Origin of the sequence: Xanthomonas phaseoli pv. dieffenbachiae, assembly GCF_008639345.1 — a bacterium.
Lineage (GTDB): Bacteria > Pseudomonadota > Gammaproteobacteria > Xanthomonadales > Xanthomonadaceae > Xanthomonas > Xanthomonas phaseoli.
In genome coordinates, this window is sequence record NZ_CP041380.1 from 4,862,046 (window position 1) to 4,882,879 (window position 20,834).

The 20,834-nt window shown below is 65.9% G+C and carries 18 protein-coding genes; 12 read left to right on the forward strand and 6 right to left on the reverse strand.

Annotation, left to right across the window (positions count from 1 at the left end; genetic code table 11):
* The first annotated feature begins 205 nt into the window (after positions 1–205).
* The 4 genes from FLG15_RS21590 (at position 206) to rpmG (ending at position 4,741) form a co-directional block, all read left to right on the forward strand.
* Complete coding sequence (locus tag FLG15_RS21590; RefSeq protein WP_057680077.1) at positions 206–3,418, forward strand: efflux RND transporter permease subunit; 3,213 nt, start codon at positions 206–208, stop codon at positions 3,416–3,418.
* Positions 3,415–4,062: a cation diffusion facilitator family transporter gene (locus tag FLG15_RS21595; protein ID WP_057680078.1), complete on the forward strand. Its 648-nt coding sequence runs from the start codon at positions 3,415–3,417 to the stop codon at positions 4,060–4,062. The genes FLG15_RS21590 and FLG15_RS21595 overlap by 4 nt, the downstream gene beginning before the upstream one ends.
* Positions 4,063–4,323: 261 nt before the next feature.
* The gene (gene rpmB / locus FLG15_RS21600; RefSeq protein WP_002809459.1) at positions 4,324–4,560 is read left to right on the forward strand and encodes a 50S ribosomal protein L28; all 237 of its coding nucleotides are present in this window, start codon (positions 4,324–4,326) and stop codon (positions 4,558–4,560) included.
* Positions 4,561–4,573: 13 nt separating this feature from the next.
* Positions 4,574–4,741, forward strand: coding sequence for a 50S ribosomal protein L33 (gene rpmG / locus FLG15_RS21605; protein ID WP_002809462.1), 168 nt, complete (start codon positions 4,574–4,576; stop codon positions 4,739–4,741).
* Between the two features lie 443 nt (positions 4,742–5,184).
* On the opposite strand, the gene FLG15_RS21610 is transcribed toward rpmG, so the two are convergent.
* The 3 genes from FLG15_RS21610 to FLG15_RS21625 all read right to left on the reverse strand — a co-directional run bounded on the left by FLG15_RS21610 (position 5,185) and on the right by FLG15_RS21625 (position 8,155).
* A complete protein-coding gene (locus FLG15_RS21610) occupies positions 5,185–6,207 on the reverse strand; it encodes an amidohydrolase family protein (RefSeq protein WP_057680096.1) in 1,023 nt (340 codons plus the stop codon).
* Between the two features lie 228 nt (positions 6,208–6,435).
* Positions 6,436–7,491 (reverse strand): 4-oxalomesaconate tautomerase, encoded by a 1,056-nt coding sequence (locus FLG15_RS21620; RefSeq protein WP_057680097.1) that lies wholly within the window; start codon positions 7,489–7,491, stop codon positions 6,436–6,438.
* Positions 7,484–8,155, reverse strand: a complete 672-nt coding sequence (locus tag FLG15_RS21625; protein ID WP_057680098.1) for a 4-carboxy-4-hydroxy-2-oxoadipate aldolase/oxaloacetate decarboxylase — start codon at positions 8,153–8,155, stop codon at positions 7,484–7,486. The genes FLG15_RS21620 and FLG15_RS21625 overlap by 8 nt, the downstream gene beginning before the upstream one ends.
* Before the next feature lie 101 nt (positions 8,156–8,256).
* Between FLG15_RS21625 and FLG15_RS21630 the strand changes: the two genes are divergently transcribed.
* Both FLG15_RS21630 and cls read left to right on the forward strand, forming a co-directional pair.
* Positions 8,257–9,564, forward strand: coding sequence for a LysR family transcriptional regulator (locus FLG15_RS21630; protein WP_150147383.1), 1,308 nt, complete (start codon positions 8,257–8,259; stop codon positions 9,562–9,564).
* 16 nt (positions 9,565–9,580) lie between these two features.
* Positions 9,581–10,999, forward strand: a complete 1,419-nt coding sequence (gene cls / locus FLG15_RS21635) for a cardiolipin synthase (RefSeq protein WP_022560327.1) — start codon at positions 9,581–9,583, stop codon at positions 10,997–10,999.
* Positions 11,000–11,009: 10 nt separating this feature from the next.
* On the opposite strand, the gene FLG15_RS21640 is transcribed toward cls, so the two are convergent.
* Complete coding sequence (locus FLG15_RS21640; RefSeq protein WP_057680099.1) at positions 11,010–11,405, reverse strand: VOC family protein; 396 nt, start codon at positions 11,403–11,405, stop codon at positions 11,010–11,012.
* Between the two features lie 170 nt (positions 11,406–11,575).
* On the opposite strand from FLG15_RS21640, the gene FLG15_RS21645 reads away from it, so the two are divergent.
* Both FLG15_RS21645 and uvrD read left to right on the forward strand, forming a co-directional pair.
* Positions 11,576–12,970 (forward strand): FAD/NAD(P)-binding protein, encoded by a 1,395-nt coding sequence (locus FLG15_RS21645; RefSeq protein ID WP_057680100.1) that lies wholly within the window; start codon positions 11,576–11,578, stop codon positions 12,968–12,970.
* 423 nt (positions 12,971–13,393) lie between these two features.
* Complete coding sequence (uvrD, locus tag FLG15_RS21650; protein WP_039571651.1) at positions 13,394–15,580, forward strand: DNA helicase II; 2,187 nt, start codon at positions 13,394–13,396, stop codon at positions 15,578–15,580.
* A gap of 187 nt (positions 15,581–15,767) precedes the next feature.
* Here uvrD and FLG15_RS21655 read toward each other — a convergent pair whose 3' ends face one another.
* Positions 15,768–15,992: a hypothetical protein gene (locus FLG15_RS21655; protein WP_057680155.1), complete on the reverse strand. Its 225-nt coding sequence runs from the start codon at positions 15,990–15,992 to the stop codon at positions 15,768–15,770.
* Positions 15,993–16,448: 456 nt separating this feature from the next.
* Here FLG15_RS21655 and FLG15_RS21660 point away from each other — a divergent pair, with 456 nt between their 5' ends.
* Together FLG15_RS21660 and FLG15_RS21665 are read left to right on the forward strand one after the other, a co-directional pair.
* A complete protein-coding gene (locus FLG15_RS21660) occupies positions 16,449–17,030 on the forward strand; it encodes a sugar O-acetyltransferase (RefSeq protein WP_057680156.1) in 582 nt (193 codons plus the stop codon).
* A gap of 262 nt (positions 17,031–17,292) precedes the next feature.
* The gene (locus tag FLG15_RS21665) at positions 17,293–17,739 is read left to right on the forward strand and encodes a universal stress protein (protein ID WP_007972857.1); all 447 of its coding nucleotides are present in this window, start codon (positions 17,293–17,295) and stop codon (positions 17,737–17,739) included.
* A 96-nt stretch (positions 17,740–17,835) separates the two neighbouring features.
* Here the strand turns inward: FLG15_RS21665 and tagK are convergent, their stop codons facing one another.
* Positions 17,836–18,507 (reverse strand): transcriptional regulator TagK, encoded by a 672-nt coding sequence (gene tagK, locus FLG15_RS21670; protein WP_057687089.1) that lies wholly within the window; start codon positions 18,505–18,507, stop codon positions 17,836–17,838.
* Positions 18,508–18,820: 313 nt separating this feature from the next.
* Between tagK and tssB the strand changes: the two genes are divergently transcribed.
* Complete coding sequence (gene tssB, locus FLG15_RS21675) at positions 18,821–19,330, forward strand: type VI secretion system contractile sheath small subunit (protein WP_008572540.1); 510 nt, start codon at positions 18,821–18,823, stop codon at positions 19,328–19,330.
* 4 nt (positions 19,331–19,334) lie between these two features.
* A complete protein-coding gene (gene tssC / locus FLG15_RS21680; protein WP_057677686.1) occupies positions 19,335–20,828 on the forward strand; it encodes a type VI secretion system contractile sheath large subunit in 1,494 nt (497 codons plus the stop codon).
* The last annotated feature ends 6 nt before the right edge of the window (positions 20,829–20,834 follow it).

Sequence of the window (20,834 nt, forward strand, 5' to 3'; positions counted from 1 at the left end):
ATGGGGCCCCGAAAGCCAACATCATCAACAGCAACAACAGCAACAACAGCAACAACAGCAACAACAGCAACAACAGCGCTGGTGTGTGGGTGGTGGTTTGTTCGGGGTGTTGCGCGGCTGCGCGGTAGGGAGGCGGCGCTCTCGGTCGGGGGCAGGGCGAGGGTACCGACCGGTGCGGTGCCGGGTGTGCACGGAGGGGCGTGCCATGCTGACCAACATCATCCGGTTTGCGATCGCGCAGCGTTGGTTGATGCTGGCGTTGACGGGCGTGCTGATCGCCATTGGCGCGTGGAGTTTTTCGCGCTTGCCGATCGATGCAACTCCCGACATCACCAACGTGCAGGTGCAGGTCAATACCGCGGCGCCTGGCTATTCGCCGCTGGAATCCGAACAGCGGGTCACGTTTCCATTGGAGACGGTGCTGGCGGGCTTGCCGGGGCTGGAATCCACGCGCTCGCTGTCGCGCTATGGCTTGTCGCAGGTGACGGCGGTCTTCGCCGATGGCACCGATCTGTATTTCGCGCGGCAACAGGTGGCCGAGCGTCTGCAGCAGGTCAAGTCGCAATTGCCTGCCGATCTGGAGCCGCAGCTGGGGCCGATTGCCACCGGCCTGGGCGAGATCTTCATGTACACGGTCGAGGCCAAGCCGAATGCGCGCAAGCCCGATGGCAGTGCGTGGACGGCGACCGATCTGCGTACCTTGCAGGATTGGGTGGTGCGCCCGCAGCTACGCAACGTGCCGGGCGTCACCGAGGTCAACACCATCGGCGGGTATGCGCGGCAGATCCATATCACCCCCGATCCGGCGCGCCTGGTCGCGCTGGGGTTCACCCTGGACGAGGTTGCCCAGGCAGTGGAGTCCAACAACCGCAACATCGGCGCCGGCTATATCGAACGTAACGGCCAGCAATTTCTGGTGCGGGTGCCGGGGCAGGTGGACGACATCGCGCAGATCGGCGCGATCGTGCTGGATCGGCGCGCCGGCGTGCCGATCCGCGTACGCGATGTGGCGCAGGTGGGCGAGGGACGCGAATTGCGCACCGGCGCCGCCACCCAGGACGGCAGCGAAGTGGTGCTCGGCACGGTGTTCATGCTGGTCGGTGCCAATAGCCGCACCGTGGCGCAGGCCGCAGCGCAGCGGTTGGAGGTGGCCAATGCCAGCTTGCCGGCGGGGGTGCAGGCAGTGCCGGTGTACGACCGCACCGCATTGGTGGACCGCACCATCGTCACCGTCGCCAAGAACCTGATCGAAGGCGCGTTGCTGGTCATCGTGGTGTTGTTCCTGTTGCTGGGCAACGTGCGCGCAGCCCTGATCACCGCGGCAGTGATTCCGCTGGCGATGTTGTTCACGCTGACCGGCATGGTGCGTGGTGGCGTGTCCGGCAACTTGATGAGCCTGGGTGCGCTGGATTTCGGCCTGATCGTCGATGGTGCGGTGATCATCGTGGAGAACTGCCTGCGCCGCTTTGGCGAAGCGCAACTGCGGTTGGGGCGCGTGCTCGAACGCGATGAGCGTTTCGAGCTCACTGCCGAGGCCAGCGCCGAGGTGATCCGCCCCAGCCTGTTCGGCCTGGGCATCATCACCGCGGTGTATCTGCCGGTGTTCGCGCTCACCGGCATCGAAGGCAAGATGTTCCACCCGATGGCGATCACCGTGGTGCTGGCGCTGACTGGCGCGATGCTGCTGTCGCTGACCTTCGTGCCGGCTGCGATCGCGCTGCTGCTCGGCGGCAAGGTGGCCGAGCACGAAAACCGCGCGATGCGCTGGGCGCGCGGCGTCTACGCGCCATTGCTCGATCGTGCGCTTCGGCACAGCCGCTGGGTCGGCATTGCAGCGCTTGCAACGGTGGCGCTGTGCGCGGTGCTGGCCACCCGCCTGGGCAGCGAGTTCATCCCCAACCTGGACGAAGGCGATATTGCGCTGCATGCCTTGCGCATTCCCGGCACCAGCCTGGAGCAGGCCATCACCATGCAATCCACGCTGGAAAAACGCATCAAGCAGTTTCCGGAGGTGGCGCATGTGTTCGGCAAGCTCGGCACCGCCGAAGTGGCCACCGACCCGATGCCGCCGTCGGTGGCCGACACGTTCCTGATCATGCATCCGCGCGCGCAGTGGCCGGATCCGCGCAAGCCCAAGGCGCAGTTGCTGGCCGAGATCGAGGAGGCGGTGAAGCAGTTGCCCGGCAACAATTACGAGTTCACCCAGCCGATCCAGATGCGCATGAACGAGCTGATCTCCGGCGTGCGTGCGGATGTGGCGATCAAGGTGTACGGCGACGATCTGGACACGCTGGTCACGCTCGGGCAGCGCGTGCAGGAAATCGCCAGCGCGGTGCCCGGTGCAGCCGATGTGAGCCTGGAACAGGCCACCGGTTTGCCGATGCTGGCGGTGGTGCCCGATCGCGCCGCACTGGCCGGCTACGGGCTCAATCCCGGCGTGGTGCAGGACACCGTGGCGGCGGCCGTGGGCGGGCAGGAAGCCGGGCAATTGTTCGAAGGCGACCGGCGCTTCGACATCGTGGTGCGCCTGCCCGAAGCCCTGCGCCAGGACCCGACCGCGCTGGCCGATCTGCCGATCCCGCTGCGCGGCGATGGCGAACGTGCCGATGCGGACGAGTCCAGCCGCGCGGCAGGCTGGCGCAGTGGCGAGCCGAGCACCGTGCCGCTGCGCGAGGTCGCCAAGGTCGATACCGTGCTTGGGCCAAACCAGATCAACCGCGAAGACGGCAAGCGCCGCATCGTGATCACCGCCAACGTGCGTGATCGCGATCTGGGCGGCTTCGTGGCCGAGGTGCAGCAACGCGTCAAGGCGCAGGTCAAACTGCCCACCGGGTACTGGATCGGCTACGGCGGCACCTTCGAGCAATTGATCTCTGCCAGCCAGCGCCTGGCCTGGGTGGTGCCGGGCACCTTGCTGCTGATCTTCGCGTTGCTGTACTGGTCGTTCGGCTCGCTGCGCGATGCGCTGGTGGTGTTCAGCGGCGTGCCGCTGGCGCTGACCGGCGGCGTGGTGGCCTTGGCCCTGCGCGGGCTGGCCTTGTCGATTTCCGCCGGCGTGGGCTTTATCGCGCTGTCGGGCGTGGCAGTGCTCAACGGCCTGGTGATGATCGCCTTCGTGCGCAGCCTGCGTGCCGAGGGCATGCCGCTGGAGCAGGCACTGCGCGAAGGCGCGTTGGCGCGGCTGCGACCGGTGCTGATGACCGCCCTGGTGGCCGCGCTGGGCTTCGTGCCGATGGCCTTCAATGTCGGGGCCGGCGCCGAAGTGCAGCGCCCGCTGGCCACGGTGGTGATCGGCGGCATCGTCTCTTCCACCCTGCTCACCCTGCTGGTGTTGCCGGTGCTGTATCGCTGGCTGCATCGGGAGCGGGCGCCACGCGTCGCATCGCTCTCCACGCAGCCGCACGGGAGCACGCCATGAGCGATGCCTGCTGCGGCTGCGGCAAGACCCTGGATGTGGCCGCCATGCAGGCGCGCCAGCGGCGCGTCCTGTGGTGGGTGCTGACGATCAATACCGGCAGCTTTGCGCTGATGTTGGCCGGCGCGCTGCACAGTGGCGCGGCCTCGCTGCTGTCCGGCAGCCTGGACAATCTGGGCGATGCACTCACCTATGCACTCAGCCTGGCTGTGGTTGGCGCCAGCCTAACCGCCAAGGCGCGGGTGGCCCTGCTCAAGGCCGGCATGATCCTGCTGGCAGCGCTGGCGGTGGCAGCCGAGATCGGCTGGAAACTGGCCCACCCGCAGCTGCCGCTGTTCCAGAGCATGGGGGTGGTGGCGGCGCTGAACTTCGCTGCCAATCTGGTCTGCCTGCGCCTGTTGTGGCCCTACCGTCACGGCGACATCAACCTGGCGTCGGCCTGGGCCTGCTCGCGCAACGATGTCTACGAGGGCGTTGCGGTGCTGGCGGCCAGCGCAGCGGTGTGGGCGTTCGGCAGTGGCTGGCCGGACCTGCTGATCGCAATGGCCTTGCTGCTGTTGTTCCTGCGCTCGGCCTGGCAGGTGGCGCGTGGTGCCTGGGCGGAACTGCGCCGGGTCGCTGCGCCAGCGCACGCCGAAGGCGGGTGATCGTGCCTTGGCACGGTTGCCGGTGGGCGCCGGCAACCGCGGCTGGGCAGGTAGCGTAAGTGCTTGCGGCACATAGGAAAGCCGTGCATAATGCGCGGCTCGCTGTGCCCGGATCGCTCCGGATGGCGGTACCCAGCGCAATGGGGTTGCCGGCCTGTTCCAGCGTAAGTTCTTGATTCCCAACGTTGCGTGACAGCCCTGGCGCTGTCGGGGCCGCCGCTCCCCAGGCTATGGGTGGCAATTCATTTATCGAGGTGCGTAATGTCCCGCGTATGCCAAGTGTCCGGCAAGCGTGTGCAGACGGGTAACAACGTCTCCCACGCAAACAACAGAACCCGTCGTCGCTTCCTGCCCAACCTGCACGAGCGTCGCTTCTGGGTTGCCAGCGAAAACCGCTGGGTGAAGCTCCGTGTTTCCGCGCATGCATTGCGCACCATCGACAAGAACGGCATCGATGCCGTTCTGAAAGAGCTGCGTGCGCGCGGCGAAAAGGTCTGAGGAGTAAGCAGTCATGGCAAAAGGCAAGCGTGACAAGATCCGTATGATTTCCTCGGCCGCTACCGGCCACTTCTACACCACGGACAAGAACAAGAAAAACACTCCGGGGAAGATGGAAATGATGAAGTACGACCCGGTCGTGCGTAAGCACGTGATGTACAAGGAAGGCAAGATCAAGTAATCCACCGATTACGCGATCTGCATTCAAGCAAACACCCGCCAAATGGCGGGTGTTTGCGTTTGTGGATGTCGAATTCCGTATTGGTGCGTGCAGGTACCGCTGGCGGTGTCATTGCCGATATCGTGCAGCTAAGTCAAGCCAGCCAAGGCCAAGGTCAAATGGGCAGCGGCGCGTGACAGCGCCCCTCTCCCCTCGGGGCGACAAGGCACGGCTTGCGTACCGACGGTGTGCGTGCCTTGGAGCGCTCGCGCCGCTGGCGCGGGCCGGGGCGCGGAGCGGGGGTTGGGGTGAGGTACGGGCGAAGCCGCAGGGACACGATGGACACGAGGCTTCGCACGTACCCTCATCCGGCCCTTCGGGCCACCTTCTCCCCCATAAAGAAGGGGACAATGTCGCAATGGGAGAAGGGAGCAATACGGCAAGCTCGCCGTGCAACGGCGCAGTCACAGCCCACGCGCACGCAATTGCGCATCCAATCTCGGATACACCCGACGCGCATTGCGCTCGAACACCTTGCGCTTGTCGGCCTCGGAAATCGCCAGCGCATCGATGTAGCGTTTGGTGTCGTCGAAATAGTGGCCGGTCTGCGGATCGATGCCGCGCACCGCGCCGACCATTTCCGAGCCAAAAAGGATGTTGTCGATGTCGATCACCTCGAACAACAGGTCGATCCCGGGCTGGTGATACACGCAGGTATCGAAGAACACATTGCGCATCACATGCGTGGACAGCGCAGGCTTGCCCAGCATGTCGGCCAGGCCGCGGAAACGGCCCCAGTGATACGGCACTGCGCCGCCGCCGTGCGGAATGATGAAGCGCAATTGCGGAAAATCGGCGAACAAATCGCCTTCGAGAAACTGCATGAAGGCCGTGGTGTCGGCATTGAGGTAATGCGCGCCGGTGGCATGGAAATTGGCATTGCAACTGCCGGAGACGTGCACCATCGCCGGCACGTCCAGTTCCACCATTTTCTCGAAGAACGGGTACCAGGCGCGGTCGGTCAGCGGCACGCCATTCCAGTGCCCGCCGGACGGGTCGGGATTGAGATTGCAGCCGACGAAACCCAGTTCGTTGACGCAGCGTTCCAGTTCGGCGATTGCGTGTGCGATCGGCACGCCTGGCGATTGCGGCAGCTGGCACACGCCGATAAAGGTGTGCGGATACAGCTGTACCACGCGCGCGATCAGGTCGTTGCAGTGGCGCGTCCACACCTGGCTCACCGCTTCGTCGCCGATGTGATGTGCCATGGTGCTGGCGCGTGGCGAAAAAATCGTCATGTCGGCGCCGCGCTCGCGCAGCAGGCGCAGTTGGTGCAGCTCGACACTTTCGCGCAGCGCATCGTCGCTGATATGCGGATACACCGGCGCCGGCAGCGTTGCGTCGGTGTAATGCGCAATCTGCGCCTTGCGGAACGCATCGTGCGCGGCGGGTGCGGTGGTGTAGTGGCCGTGGCAGTCGATGATCATGGCGATGGTGTGCGTGCTGCAGCGGAAGCGGCGCGCCAGCGACTGCCTGGGCGCCAGGTGGGACGGTCCGTTGGACGGAAGCTGCAGGTCGCAACGGCAATGGTGGTCCCGATGTGCAGGTGGGCACGGGTCACGGCACTCTGCCTGTCGATGGTCTGCTTGAGCGGCACACGCGCGCACGCGCCGCTGCGATGGCGGCCGCGGCGGCTTGGCGATGCAGCGGAGCGTTCAGCCATACAGCTCACCATCGAACAATTTGCGCGCCGTGCGGAGCACCGCGGCACCGACCACGGCGCCGTGCGCATCGAGATCGATCAGGCAGCTGCTCGCACCGCTGGGGTGTTCGACGTCCAGCCGCTGGCTACGCCCGCCGGGCACCTGCGCCAGCGCGTGCGCGGGCGATCCGGGCAACAGGCAGGCGGTGGCGACGGTGACCGCACCCAGCACGCCAATGGAGGCATGACAGCGGTGCGGGATGAACGAGCGCACGCTGATCGCGCCGCCGGCGCGCGGTGCGGCGACCAGCATCATTTTCGGCACCGTGGCGTCGCGCACGTCGCCCAGCTGCATCACCGGACCTGCCTGCAGGCGCAGCGTTTCCAGGCGCGCCCTGAGCGCAGCATCGGCGTCGAGCGTGGCGCGCTCTTCGTAACCGCTGATGCCGACATCGCTGGCGCGCAGCACCACGCACGGCATGCCGTTGTCGATCAGCGTGACCTGCAGGCCCTCGAGCGTGTCCACCGCATGCCCGCTCGGCAGCAGCGCGCCGCACGAAGAGCCGGCGATATCGGCGAATGCCAGCGCAACCGGCGCGGCCGTGCCGGGGACGCCGTCGATGCGGGCATCGCCGTCGTAACGCACCGTGCCATCGGGCGTCTGCACGGTGGCGGTAGCCAAGGTGCCGGTGTTGCGCATGAAGATGCGCACCTGGGTCTGGCCGTTGCATGTGGGGAGCAAGCCACGTTCCAGCGCGAACGGGGCAACCCCGGCCAGCATGTTGCCGCAGTTCTGTGCATCGCTGACCTGCGCCTGTTCCACCGCGACCTGCAGGAACAGATAGTCCACGTCGGCATCGGCACGCGCCGAGCGCGACACCACGGCAACCTTGGAGGTCAGCGGGTCGGCGCCGCCCATGCCGTCGATCTGGCGCGCATCCGGCGAGCCGTAGGCGCGCAGTAAGAACGCGTCGCGCGCGGCGGTGTCGGCGGGCAGATCGTCGGCCAGAAAGAATCCACCCTTGGAGGTGCCACCGCGCATCCACATGGCGCGCACGCGCTCAGACATAGCGCAGGCCTTTGGCGGCCAGGCGTTCGCGCATCGCATAGATGTCCAGGCCCAGTTCGCCGCGTGCCAGGCGTTCGCGCTTGAGCAGCTCGCGTGCCTCGCGCGCCTGCGCCTCGGTCAGCACATCGGCAGCGCTGGCACGCGGCACCACGCAGACGCCATCGTCGTCGGCCACCACCACATCGCCGGGCTGGATCAGTTGCCCGGCGCACACCAGCGGCACGTTGACCGAACCGAGCGTCTCCTTGATGGTGCCCTGCGCGCAGATGGCGCGGCTCCACGCAGGGAATTGCATGGCGGTGAGATCGCGCACATCGCGTACGCCGGCATCGATGATCAGGCCGCGACATCCGCGCGCCTGCGCCGAGGTGGCCAGCAGGTCGCCGAAGTAGCCGTCGCAACAGTCGCTGTTCGGCGCGACCACCAGCACATCGCCTGCCTGCAGTTGCTCGATGGCCACATGCATCATCCAGTTGTCGCCGGGCGGAATCGACACGGTGACCGCGGTGCCGGCGATGCGGCAACCGGCGTAGATGGGACGTAGCCGATGGTGCAGCAGGCCGCTGCGGGCCTGCGCTTCGTGCACGGTGGCCACGCCGGCCTGCGCCAGCCCGTCGACGATGGCCAGCGGCGTGCGCTCGATCCGGGTAACGACCTGGCTCATCCATCCATCCTCGTTAAGAGTGCGCCGAGTCTGGCTGGGCAGAGTCAACCGCCTCAAGATTCATTTGAGGTATGCATATTGGTTTTGCTTATAGTTAGAGCATGCAGCCGATCCCGGAACCGAATCTGCGTCACCTGTACGCGCTGGTCGTGGTGCACCAGGCCGGTAGCATCAGCGCGGCGGCGCCGCGGGTGAATTTGTCGCAACCGGCGCTGACCCAGGCCGTGGCGCGATTGGAGCAGCAACTGGGCGTGCGCCTGTTCGACCGGCACCCGGGTGGCATGTCGGCCACCGAGGCTGCCGGGTTGCTGGTGCCGCGTATCGAGCGGGTGCTGGCGCATCTGGGCCGGGGGATCGGAGTCGCGCGGCGTGCGCTGCGCCTGCCCGCGCGCCCTGGGCTGGAGCGGCGGGTGTCGCTGGGCCAGCTGCAGGCCTTGGTGGCGGTGGATGTGGCAGGCAGTTACGCGTTGGCGGCAGTACGCGCTGGCGTTTCGCAGCCGGCGATCTACCGCGCGGTGCAGTCGCTGGCCGATGTGATCGAAGTGCCGCTGACGGTACGCCGCGGCAAGACCATGCAGCCCACGCCGGTGGCGCTGCGGCTGTTGCGGCAGGTGCGGCTGGCGCTGGCCGAGTTGCGTGCCGGGTTGGACGAGGTGGCCGCATTGCGTTCGCAGCACGCCGGGCGCCTTACCCTGGGGGTGATGCCGCTGGCGCGCGCCATCCTGTTGCCGCAGGTGCTGGCGCGGTTTGCGCGTGCGCATCCGGGGGCCAGCGTCCAGGTGGTCGAGGGCCCGTACGCCCAATTGCTGGCGCAGCTGCGCGAGGGCGGCCTGGATCTGTTGATCGGTGCGCTGCGCGACCCGTTGCCGGTGCGCGATGTGCTGCAGGAGCCGCTGTTCGACGACGAACCGGTGATCGTGGCGCGTAGCGGCCACCCCTTGGCCGGGCAGGGCTATGCGTTTGCGCAACTGCGCGATTACCCCTGGGTGATCGCTGCCGCTGGCACGCCGGTGCGCGCGCGCTGGGAGCAGCTGTTCGGCGACCACCAGCTGGAGCCGCCGCCGGTGCGCATCGAATGCGGCGCCGAGCTGACCGTGCGCGGCCTGCTGCTGGAAGGCGACTGGTTGACCTTGATGTCGCGCGACCAGTTTCTGTTCGAGCGCCGCGCCGGCCTGCTCGAGGAGATCGGCAGCGCCGGGCCGCTGCTGCGCCGGCAGATCGGCATGACCACGCGCGCCGACTGGTATCCCACCCGGATGCAGTCGGCCTTCGTGCAGACGTTGCGGCAGGTCTGCGCCGAACGCGTGCAGCCGGCCGATGCGCAGGGCGGGCCGTTTCGCTATTGCCCCCCTGTCTGTGCGCCACCGCCGTTGCGTTTGCGCGCGGCCAAGTCAGAATCGGATTCCTGATGAGAACGGACCACTGATGCTGCCCGATTGGGTCACAGGCACCTGGCTGCTGGCGCTGGACTGGGCGATCCGCCTGGCAGCACTGCTATGGATTCCCGCCCGCACCACGCCGGGCGCGGCGCGCAGCTGGCTGCTGCTGATCGGCTTCGTACCGGTGGTCGGCCTGCCGCTGTATCTGCTGTTCGGCCACCCGTGGTTGTCGCGGCTGCGGGTGGAGCGGCAGGCCACCGCTTCGCAGGTGATTCGCGAACAACAACTGCCCCTGCACGCCTTGCGCTGGATGCCGCAGGCAGACACCAGCAGTGCCGAAGTGGTGCCGCTGATCGAACGCGAGGGCGATTTCATGCCCACGCTGGGCAACGCGGTGGAATTGCTCGACGACTACGCGCAGTCGTTGCAGGCCCTGATCGCGGCGATCGATGCGGCCGACAAACGCGTGCACCTGCTGTATTACCTGATGTTCGACGATGCGGTGGGCGAAGCGGTGGTGGCGGCACTGGAACGCGCCAGCGCACGCGGCGTGCGTTGCCGCGTGCTGCTGGACGCGGTGGGCGCCAAGCGTGGCCTGCGCCGCTACCGCAAGCGCCTGCAGGCCGGCGGCGTGCAGGTGCTGGCAGTATTGCCGGGCGGTTTGCGCTGGCGTCGCAGTGGCCGCATGGATCTGCGCAACCATCGCAAGATTGCGGTGCTCGACAACCGGGTGGCGTTTGTGGGGTCGCAGAACCTGGCCGAAGCCGGCTTCATTGATGGCGTGCCCAATCGCGAATTGGTGGCACGCGTGCGCGGGCCGGTGGTCAATCATCTGGAAGCGGTCTTCGCCAGCGACTGGTTCACCGAAACCGGAGAGCGGCTGGACGTGTGGCCCGATGCGCCGGTCTGCGAAGCCAATATCGCCACGCAACTACTGCCCAGCGGGCCGGCGTACCCGTTCGAAAATGCGCGCGATGCGATCAATGCGGTGATCCATCTGGCGCGGCGCAAGGTGGTGCTGGTCACGCCGTACTTCGTACCCGACGAAGCCTTGTTGAGCGCCTTGCGCATCGCTGCGGTGTCGGGAGTGGATGTGCAGTTGATCCTGTCCGAGCACAACAACCAACGCCTGGCCGCGTGGGCGCAGGAGGCCTATTTCGAAGAGCTGCTGCGTTGCGGGGTGAAGATTGCGCTGTATCGCCCGCACTTTCTGCATGCCAAGCACCTGAGCATGGATGACGACATCGCGCTGGTGGGCTCGATCAACCTGGATATCCGCTCGTTCGCGCTCAACGCCGAGATCGGCATGCTCTGCTATGACACCGGCGTGGTGCAGCGGTTGCGTGAGATCGAGCAGGATTACCTGGCCAATGCGCGGCAATTAACGTTGGAACAGTGGCGTCGCCGCCCGGCCTGGCGCCGCAGCCGCGAGGGCATTGCGCGGCTGGCCGATGCGTTGATGTAGGGCGCCTGGGTCAATCCAGGCGCATGACCTGGAAGACGTTGCCCTCCGGGTCGCGGCCGTCGTACAGCTGGTACGCAAAGCCGGGGTAACGTTTGAGCTCGCCCACATGCACGCCCGCGTGTTGCAGCTGCGCGCGATGTGCGGGCAGATCGCTGGCGATGGCGAACACCAGCTTGGTGGTCGTGCGTGTCGCATCCGCGACAGGGCACGGCGCAGGCGTCGATGGCCGCTGTCGGTAGGCGTCGCCCACCCGGTGCAGCGCCAGCTCGATGCCGCCAGCTGCAAGCACCACCCACGCGTCGGCAATCTCCTCGGTGACGGCGAGCGCGAAATGGGTCTGGTAGAACGCCTTGATTGCCGCCACATCGTGGACGTAGAGGATGGGCCTGACCAGGGCGATGGACATGTTGGGGATTCCCCAATGGCGCGTGCCGATGCTGACCCGCCAATCGTAAGTGCTTGGCAGGCAGGGCGTGTGGGAGGCGTTGGCACACACCGCGCTTGCGATGCCGTGGAAGACAGCCACTGCCGGTGACGGCCTGCGGGTGTGGCCGATGCATCGCCTACAATGTCGACATGAATACACTGCGTGATCCCGGCGATGCCGTCATCGCCATTGTCGGCGGCGGCGCGTCCGGTGTGCTGGTTGCGCTGCAGCTGCTGCGCCAGGCCGCAGCGCCATTGCAGATTGTCCTGATCGAGCCGCATGCGGCGCTTGGCGAAGGTGTGGCGTATTCCACCGCGCGCAGCGAACACCTGCTCAATGTGCCGGCTGCGCGCATGAGTGCGCTGCCGCAGCTGCCCCACGACTTTGTCGATTACCTGCGCGCGAACGCCTGTTGCCCCGAACTGGACGATGCACAGTTGCCGCTGCAGTTCGTGGGGCGGCGGCACTATGGCCCGTACTTGCGCGACCGCCTGCAGGCGGCATGTGCGCACAGCCCGGCGACGCTGCGTGTGCACTGCGCACGCGTGCAGGCCCTGCAACCCAATGCCGATGGCGCACTGTTGCAGCTGGACGATGGACAGCTGCTGCAGGCGAGCGTGGTGGTCTTGGCAGTGGGCAATGCGCTGCGACCGCTGCCGCTGCGAGGTGCCACCGGGCTGTCGCGCGCGCAGCGTGTCGAAGCCTGGGAGACCGAGGCGGTGGCAGCGCTGCCACCGGACGCGGCCGTGTGCATCGTTGGTTCGGGCTTGAGCATGGCCGATACCGTGGTGACGCTGGCAGCGCAGGCGCATCGGGCAAGCGTGCATGTGGTGTCGCGGCATGGCTTGCTGCCGCTGCCGCAGGCACACGGCGGCGTGGCGCTGTTCGATCCGCAGCCGCTGCTGACAATGCCGCTGCGCGCGCGCATGCGCACACTGCGCCAGCATGCGCGCATCGCCGCCGCGCAGGGCCTGCCATGGCAGAGCGTGATGGAACGCATCCGGCCGTTGAGCCAGGCGTTATGGCAGACGCTGTCGGTTGCCGACCAGCGCCGTTTTCTGCGGCATGTGGTGCGCTACTGGGACGTGCATCGGCATCGCATCGCCGCAACGGTGCATGCGCAGCTGCAGGCGATGCAGGCACGCGGTCAGCTGCAGGTACATCGCGCACGGCTGGATGTGGCCTTCGAGGTGGGCGCTTGCGTGCGCGTGAGTGCCGGAGCCGCCAGCGCCGGACATGCCTTGCAGCTGGATGTGCAGACTCTGGTCAATGCCACCGGGGTGGAAATGCGGGTGCAGGCGATGGGCAACCGGCTGCTGCAACAATTGCTGGGGCAGGGCATCGCAGTGGCCGGTCCACACGGGATCGGCGTGGACACCGGCCCCGATGGCAGCCTGATCGATGCCGATGGACGGATGCAGCCGCAGTTGCGGGTGATCGGCAGCCTGCGCATCGGCACGCTGTGGGAAAGCCTGGCGGTGCCGGAGTTGCGCGAGCAGGCTGCGGCGATTGCGCGGGATGCGCTGTTGCAGCTGGAGCGCTGATAGGCGTGTGGAGATTGGAAATGTAGCTTGGCTGCCGTCTCCGTCCGTGACGCTGGCCTCTTCGATGGGCAAAGGCGACGCATAGCACCGATGAGGGGGCGAGCAAAGCCTCGGATGACCCGCATGCGTCGGCTGCGCCTCTTGCCCTCACCCCAACCCCTCTCCCGCAGGCGGGAGAGGGGCTCTGCCACGGCGAGCATCCGTCTGCGCTCTTGCAGGCGGGAAAGCAAGCAGCGTCGCGCCTTCTCTGGCGAGCGGCAGAGCAATCAGCGTCGGCCTTCTCTGGCAGGCGGCAGAGCAACCACTATCCTGCCTTCCCCGCCTGCGGGGGGAGGGTGCCCGAAGGGCGGATGAGAGGCAGCAATCCCAACCGCTTCATCGCAATCTCAGCCGCAGCGACGCCACAACCGGTAAAATGCGCCGGTGGATGTCTCTCATTTGCTCGATCATTTAAACCCCGCCCAGCGCGAGGCCGTTTCCGCGCCGCCGGGGCATTACCTCGTGCTGGCCGGCGCCGGCTCCGGCAAGACGCGCGTGCTGATCCATCGCATCGCCTGGCTCAACGAAGTCCAGGGCGTGCCCAACCACGGCATCTTCGCGGTGACCTTCACCAACAAGGCGGCCGGCGAAATGCGTCACCGCACCGACCTGCAGCTGCGCAATGGCAGCCGCGGGATGTGGATCGGTACATTTCACGGGCTGGCCCATCGCCTGTTGCGTCTGCATTGGCAGGACGCGCGGCTGCCGGAAGGTTTCCAGGTCATGGACAGCGATGACCAGTTGCGGCTGGTCAAGCGCGTGGTGCAGGCGCTGGAGCTGGACGAGAGCAAGTATCCGCCCAAGCAACTGAGCTGGTGGATCAACGAGCAGAAGGACGAGGGCCGCCGTCCGCAACATATCCAGCCCGAGCCCAACGACGATTGGACCGAGGTGCGCCGGCAGGTGTATGCGGCCTACCAGGAACGCTGCGACCGCTCCGGGCTGCTGGATTTCGCCGAGTTGCTGCTGCGCGCGCACGAGTTGCTGCGCGACACGCCCGCATTGCTGGCGCATTACCGCGCACGCTTCCGCGAGATTCTGGTGGACGAGTTCCAGGACACCAACGCCATCCAGTACGCCTTCGTGCGGGTGCTGGCCGGCGAATCGGGCAACGTGTTCGTGGTGGGCGACGACGACCAGGCCATCTATGGCTGGCGCGGTGCCAAGGTCGAGAATGTCCAGCGTTTCCTGAAGGATTTCCCTGGCGCGCAGACCGTGCGGCTGGAGCAGAACTACCGCTCCAGCGCCAATATCCTGGGCGCTGCCAATGCGGTGATCGCGCACAACCCGGACCGTATCGGCAAACAGTTGTGGACCGATTCCGGCGATGGCGACCCGATCGATCTGTATGCGGCCTACAACGAAGTGGACGAAGCGCGCTATGTGGTCGAGCGTGCACGGCAGTGGGTGCGCGACGGCGGCAGTTATGGCGAAGTGGCGGTGCTCTACCGCAGCAACGCGCAATCGCGCGCGCTGGAAGAAGCGCTGATTTCCGAGCAGTTGCCGTACCGTGTGTATGGCGGCATGCGCTTTTTCGAACGTGCCGAAATCAAGGACGCGTTGGCTTACCTGCGCCTGCTGACCAATCGCAGCGACGACGCTGCGTTCGAACGCGCGGTCAACACGCCCACGCGCGGCATTGGCGACCGGACGCTGGATGAGGTGCGCCGGCTGGCACGTGCCAGTGCGCTGTCGTTGTGGGAAGCGGCGATGCTGTGCACGCAGCAGAACACGCTGGCCGCACGCGCACGCAATGCGCTGGCCACCTTCCTCAGCCTGATCGGCCAGCTGCATGCCGAAACCGGGCAGATGGAACTGGCCGAACGCATCGACCATGTGCTGATGCGCTCGGGCCTGCGCGAGCATTGGGCCAAGGAAAGCCGTGGCGGGCTGGATTCGGAATCGCGTACCGAGAACCTGGACGAACTGGTGTCGGTCGCCTCGCGCTTCACCCGCCCCGACGACGAAGACAGCCAGGGCATGACCGAACTGGTCGCCTTCCTGGCCTATGCCTCGCTGGAGGCCGGCGAAGGCCAGGCGCAGGCTGGCGAAGAAGGCGTGCAGCTGATGACGCTGCATTCGGCCAAGGGCCTGGAATTTCCGATCGTGTTCCTGGTCGGTCTGGAAGACGGCCTGTTCCCGAGCGCGCGCTCGTTGGAAGAGAGTGGGCGGCTGGAAGAGGAACGGCGTCTGGCGTACGTGGGCATCACCCGCGCGCGGCAAAAGCTGGTGCTGTGCTACGCCGAATCGCGCCGCATCCACGGCCAGGACAACTACAACGTGCCCTCGCGCTTCCTGCGCGAGATTCCGCGCGACCTGCTCAACGAAGTGCGCCCGAAGGTGCAGGTTTCGCGCACCGCATCGCTGGGCGCGGCGCGCGGCGGCCCGGTCCATGGCATCGTGGAGACCGCGCCGATCAAGCTTGGCGCCAACGTCGAACACCCCAAGTTCGGCGGCGGCGTGGTGGTCGATTACGAAGGCGCCGGCGCGCATGCGCGCGTGCAGGTGCAGTTCGACGAGGTCGGCGCCAAGTGGCTGGTGATGGCCTACGCCAATCTGACCGTGGTGTAGTCAGGGGTCGCTCGCCTGCGCGTGCGTGTTCTTTGGCAGGCGAGGGCGTAGTGCGGTGTACTGTGCATGCAGCAAGCGGGGCCGGCCGCTACTGCACCGCATGCGCCAAGCGAGATCGCATGACCATCTCCGACAGCTGATCGATGGCGGAAGCTTCCCGCTGTTGCGCTGTTGCGCTGTTGCGCGCCTACATTTCCCAGCTGAAGCGTGAGTTGATCTGCTTGCCGTTCACGGTCAGTGTCGATTTGTGGGCGAGCACGACCAGGGTAAAGGGTGGCACGCGCGTGTCTTCTCCTGTGTAAATCAGGCGGAGGATTCTGCGTTTGGTGTCGAACGTCTTGACCTGGAAATTGCCCCGCAACAACACGCCCTTGCTGTCGCCAGGTGCATTGAAACGAAGACTGGCGATCACTGGTCGGGTGACGTGACCGATTTCGAAGTCTATCCAGTATCCGCCGCCCTCGAACGAAAGTGAGGAGGTTGCGTTGGCAGGTGTGCTGACGCATGCCCACAGCAATAACGCAACGCAGGCAGCTACACATCGTGTCATGACGTCGTCCTTGAACGTGGTCGTGCCGCAAGGGCACGGTCAGGAGTATCGATGCTGGCGCCAAGGCATTGCAACGGATGCGGCAAGCAATGGAATGGCGACACACCTACCTCGCGCGCCAGGCCGATGCTCGAATTCTCCATGGGCGGTTTCCACTCCAGTGCTGAATGCGCCAATCGCTTTAGCCAATCGCCAGATTGCAAGGTTCTGTAAGCCACTTCGAGCCGGCAAGCCAAGGCGATTGGTGCATCGCTCGATGCATACCGCGCGATATCCATGCCACCCTGTCGGCAGTTCATTGCATAGGCACGCGGCGGCATGCAGACCGAAAAACAGAAAATGCTGGCTGGCGAACTCTACAACGCCACCGATGCGCAACTGCAGGCCGATCAGGCGGCGGCTGCGGCGTGGATGGCACGCTATAACGCCACTGGCGCGCAGCCAGCCGCACAGCGGCACGCATTGCTGGTCGAGCGGCTTGCCGAGGTGGGTGCCGGTGCGGTGATCCGGCCGCCATTTCATTGCGATTACGGCTACAACATCCATCTGGGCGCGGGCGTGTTCCTCAACTTCAATTGCGTGATTCTGGATATCTGTCAGGTGCATATCGGCGAAGGCACGCAGGTGGGGCCCGCCGTGCAGTTCTACGCTGCCGACCATCCGCGCGATGCGGCCGGACGCGCCAGCGGGCTGGAATTCGGGCAGCCGATCCGCGTCGGGCGCAATGTGTGGATCGGGGGCGGGGCAATCATCCTGCCGGGCGTCAGCATCGGCGACGACGCGGTGATCGGTGCCGGTGCGGTGGTCACGCGCGATGTGCCGGCCGGTGCGACCGCCGTGGGCAATCCGGCACGCGTGCGCGTACCCCGGGGTGCTGCCGATGACGCGCCCACCGACTGAAGGCAACGAAGAAGAACCGTTACAAAAAGCTGTCGCGCAGCCGTCAGGCGGACACGGCCAGTGTGCAATGCAGCGCACACGCGAACAGGCCAGTTGTGAGCACGCTACTGGCGCGATGGAGATGGTCGCTCGTCAGCCAGGTGAGCCGCTTCAGGCGCGACCGTCCGCCAGGTGCAAGATTGATCTGTATCAAGGTCTGCGTCGCTGAGTGCTGCCAATCTCAAGTCGCCGGCGCCGCAGCCGGTCCATCCGGGAGGTCATCATGTACAAACGAATCCTGATCGCCATCGATGCGTCCGAGCTCTCGCATCGCGGTTTGTTCCAAGGCCTGGAGCTGGCCAAGGCAACCGGTGCGAAAGTGGATATCGTCACCGTGTCCGAGCCATGGGCGATGGGCATGTACGACGCAATGGGCTGGAGCGTGGGCTATGAGGCCAGCCCGGAATATCGCACCGAGCGCGAAGCGGCCGCTGAAAAGATCCTGCGCCCGGCGTTGGAGCTGGCCGCCGCTGCCAACATCAAGGCCACGCCGCGGCATGTGCTGGATCGCTTCGCCGCCGAGGGCATCGTGCAGACCGCCAAGGACTGCAACAGCGATCTGATCATCATGACCTCGCACGGCCGCCGCGGCATGCAGCGCATGCTGCTCGGCAGCCAGACGGTGGAAGTGCTGACCCACAGTGCGATTCCGGTCCTGGTGATTCGTTGATGCCGATGCCATTGCCTTGCCGCACCTAGGTGCGGCCCTGGGCGCGATGTGGCGTCCAGGTCATGCACGTCGCGTCCGGGTGCGCTCCTGCGCAACTCAGCGTGCTTCGCTCTCCATCGGCTCCAGTTGTGCCGCAAAGCGCGCGGCCGGCCGGGCGAGCCGGCGCAGTGCTTCGGCATGCACCAGCGGAGAGCCGTGCGTGGGTGTGGCCGCGCCGCCGCGGATGGATGCGTGCTCGGGTTGTACGTGCTGGCTCAGTTCGCGCATGAAGCGCCACATCGGCATGTAGTGGCCACGCCGTGGCGCAGGAAGATGCGGCGCAGCGCGGCACTGGCGACGCCACTGCATGGGCGGCATGCCGAAGCGCTGCTGAAACGCGCGCTGAAACTGCCGCTCGGAGGCAAAGCCCATTTCGTAGAGCAACCAGGTCAGGCTGCACTCCGGGTAGGCCTGCAGGTAGCGGTGCGCTGTGCTTAGCCGCTGCTCGCGGATATAGCTGGCCACACCGCCACGCGACTGAAACAAGCGGTACAGCGATGCACGCGATAACGCGAACGCTTGCTGCAACGACTCGGTGCCCAATTCCGCCTCGCCGATGTGCTGCTCGATATAGGCCAGCAGATCGATCATCAGCGGCGCTTGTGCCTCGCCGGCCGGCGGTACGTGCGCAACGATGGCGCTGTAATAACTGCTGCTGCTCATGCGGATGCTGCCTGCGGCCCACTCCCCGGGGCCTGTCCCCTGGTCAACCGAGAAAAGCAGTGCCAACCCATCACGCCTCTTTCACAAAGTCGGCGCTGGATCACGCATCCGTGCCCGTCTGCGCCCGATCGCGGCGATTGAGACGATTTGTCGGGTGAGCGCACAGGCGCATTTCTATCCTCGCCGCAACGCTGAGAAAGCGTCATCGCACGGCCTGCCGCTTCGGTCCGGGTGGTGCGTGGCGGTCGTGGGCTAGCCCACGGCAGCGGCGTCGCACGCAGGCCGCAGACATACCGCCGGGCCGGCGACATCCAAGCCACATGGCGGCGCACGTGCCCTGCACGCCGGCGCAACGGGCAAGCTCAATCGGAGATCAGGCATGGCCAGCAGTCAGAAGTTCATTGCCCGCAATCGGGCGCCACGAGTGCAGATCGAATACGACGTGGAGGTCTACGGTGCGCAGAAGAAGGTACAGATTCCATTCGTGATGGGCGTGATGTCGGATCTGTCCGGCGCCAATGCCGGCGAACTGCCTTCGCTGGACGAGCGCAAGGCATTGGAGATCGATGTCGACAACTTCGACAGCCGGCTGCAGTCGATGCGTCCGCGTGCGCAATTCAAGGTGCCCAACACGCTCACCGGCGAAGGCGAGCTGGCGGTGGATATCACCTTCGAAAGCATGGACGACTTTTCGCCGGCTGCCATCGCGCGCAAGGTTGCGCCGCTGGCCAAGTTGCTGGAAGCGCGCACGCAGCTGGCCAACCTGGACACCTACATGGATGGCAAGGCCGGTGCAGAGCAGCTGATTGCCAACGCCATCCGCGACCCGGCGTTGCTGCAGTCGCTGGTGTCGGCCGCCAAGCCTGCCTCCGAACCGGAAGGAGCGTAACGCCATGTCCGCGACCGAAGCCGCATTGGCCACCAGTGGCACCGAAACAACCGAGCAGGGCGACTTTGCCGCGCTGCTCAACCGCGAGTTCCGCCCCAAGAGCGAGCGCGCCAAGGAAGAAGTGGAATCGGCGGTGCGCACGCTCGCCGAGCAGGTGCTCAACCGCAGCGATGTGGTCAGCGAAGACGTGTCGCAGACCATCAAGGCCTACATCGCCGAGATCGACCGCGCACTCACCGAGCAGCTCAACCAGATCCTGCATCACGCCGATCTGCAGCAGCTCGAAGGTGCTTGGCGCGGCCTGCATTATCTGGTCAACAACACCGAGACCGACCAGCAGCTCAAGATCCGCGTGCTGAACATCAGCAAGAAGGAACTGGGCAAGGTGCTCAAGCGCTACAAGGGCACCGCCTGGGATCAGAGTCCGATCTTCAAGAAGGTCTACGAGCAGGAATACGGCCAGCTCGGTGGCGAGCCGTATGGCTGCCTGGTCGGCGATTACTACTTCGACCAGAGCCCGCCGGATGTGGAACTGCTCAACGGCATTGCGCAGGTAGCCGCCGCCGCACATGCACCGTTCATTGCCGCCGCCGCGCCCAAGTTGATGGGCATGGACAACTGGAGCGAGCTCTCCAACCCGCGCGATCTGGCGAAGATCTTCTCCACGCCCGATTACGCCGCATGGCGCTCGCTGCGCGAATCGGAAGATTCCAAGTACATCGGCCTGGCCATGCCGCGCACGCTCTCGCGCCTGCCGTACGGCGCGGCCACCAGCCCGGTGGAAGAATTCGATTTCGAAGAAGACACCGCCGGCGCCGATTCCAACAAGTACACCTGGCAGAACGCGGCCTACGCGATGGCGGTGAACATCAATCGCTCGTTCAAGCAGTACGGCTGGTGCTCGCGCATTCGCGGTATCGAGTCTGGCGGCGCAGTGGAAGGCTTGCCCACGCATACCTTTCCTACCGACGACGGTGGCGTGGACATGAAGTGCCCGACCGAAGTGGCGATCACCGACCGCCGCTCGGCCGAGCTGGACAAGATGGGCCTGATGCCGCTGGTACATCGCAAGAATTCGGACATGGCCGCCTTCATCAGCGCGCAGTCGCTCAACAAGCCCGATGAATACGACGACCCGGACGCCACCGCCAATGCAGCGTTGGGTGCGCGCCTGCCGTACATGTTCGCGTGCTGCCGCTTTGCGCATTACCTCAAGTGCATCGTGCGCGACAAGATCGGTTCGTTCTCCGATCGCGAACAGATGCAGAGCTGGCTGACGCGCTGGGTGACGCAGTACATCGACGGCGACCCGTCCAACTCCAGCGAAGAAACCAAGGCGCGCAAGCCGTTGGCTGCCGCCGAAGTGGTGGTGGAAGAAGTGGAAGGCGCGCCGGGCTACTACAGCTCCAAGTTCTTCCTCAAGCCGCATTACCAGCTGGAGGGCCTGACCGTGTCGTTGCGGCTGGTCTCGCGCCTTCCCTCGGCCGCCAAGGCCTGATCCGAC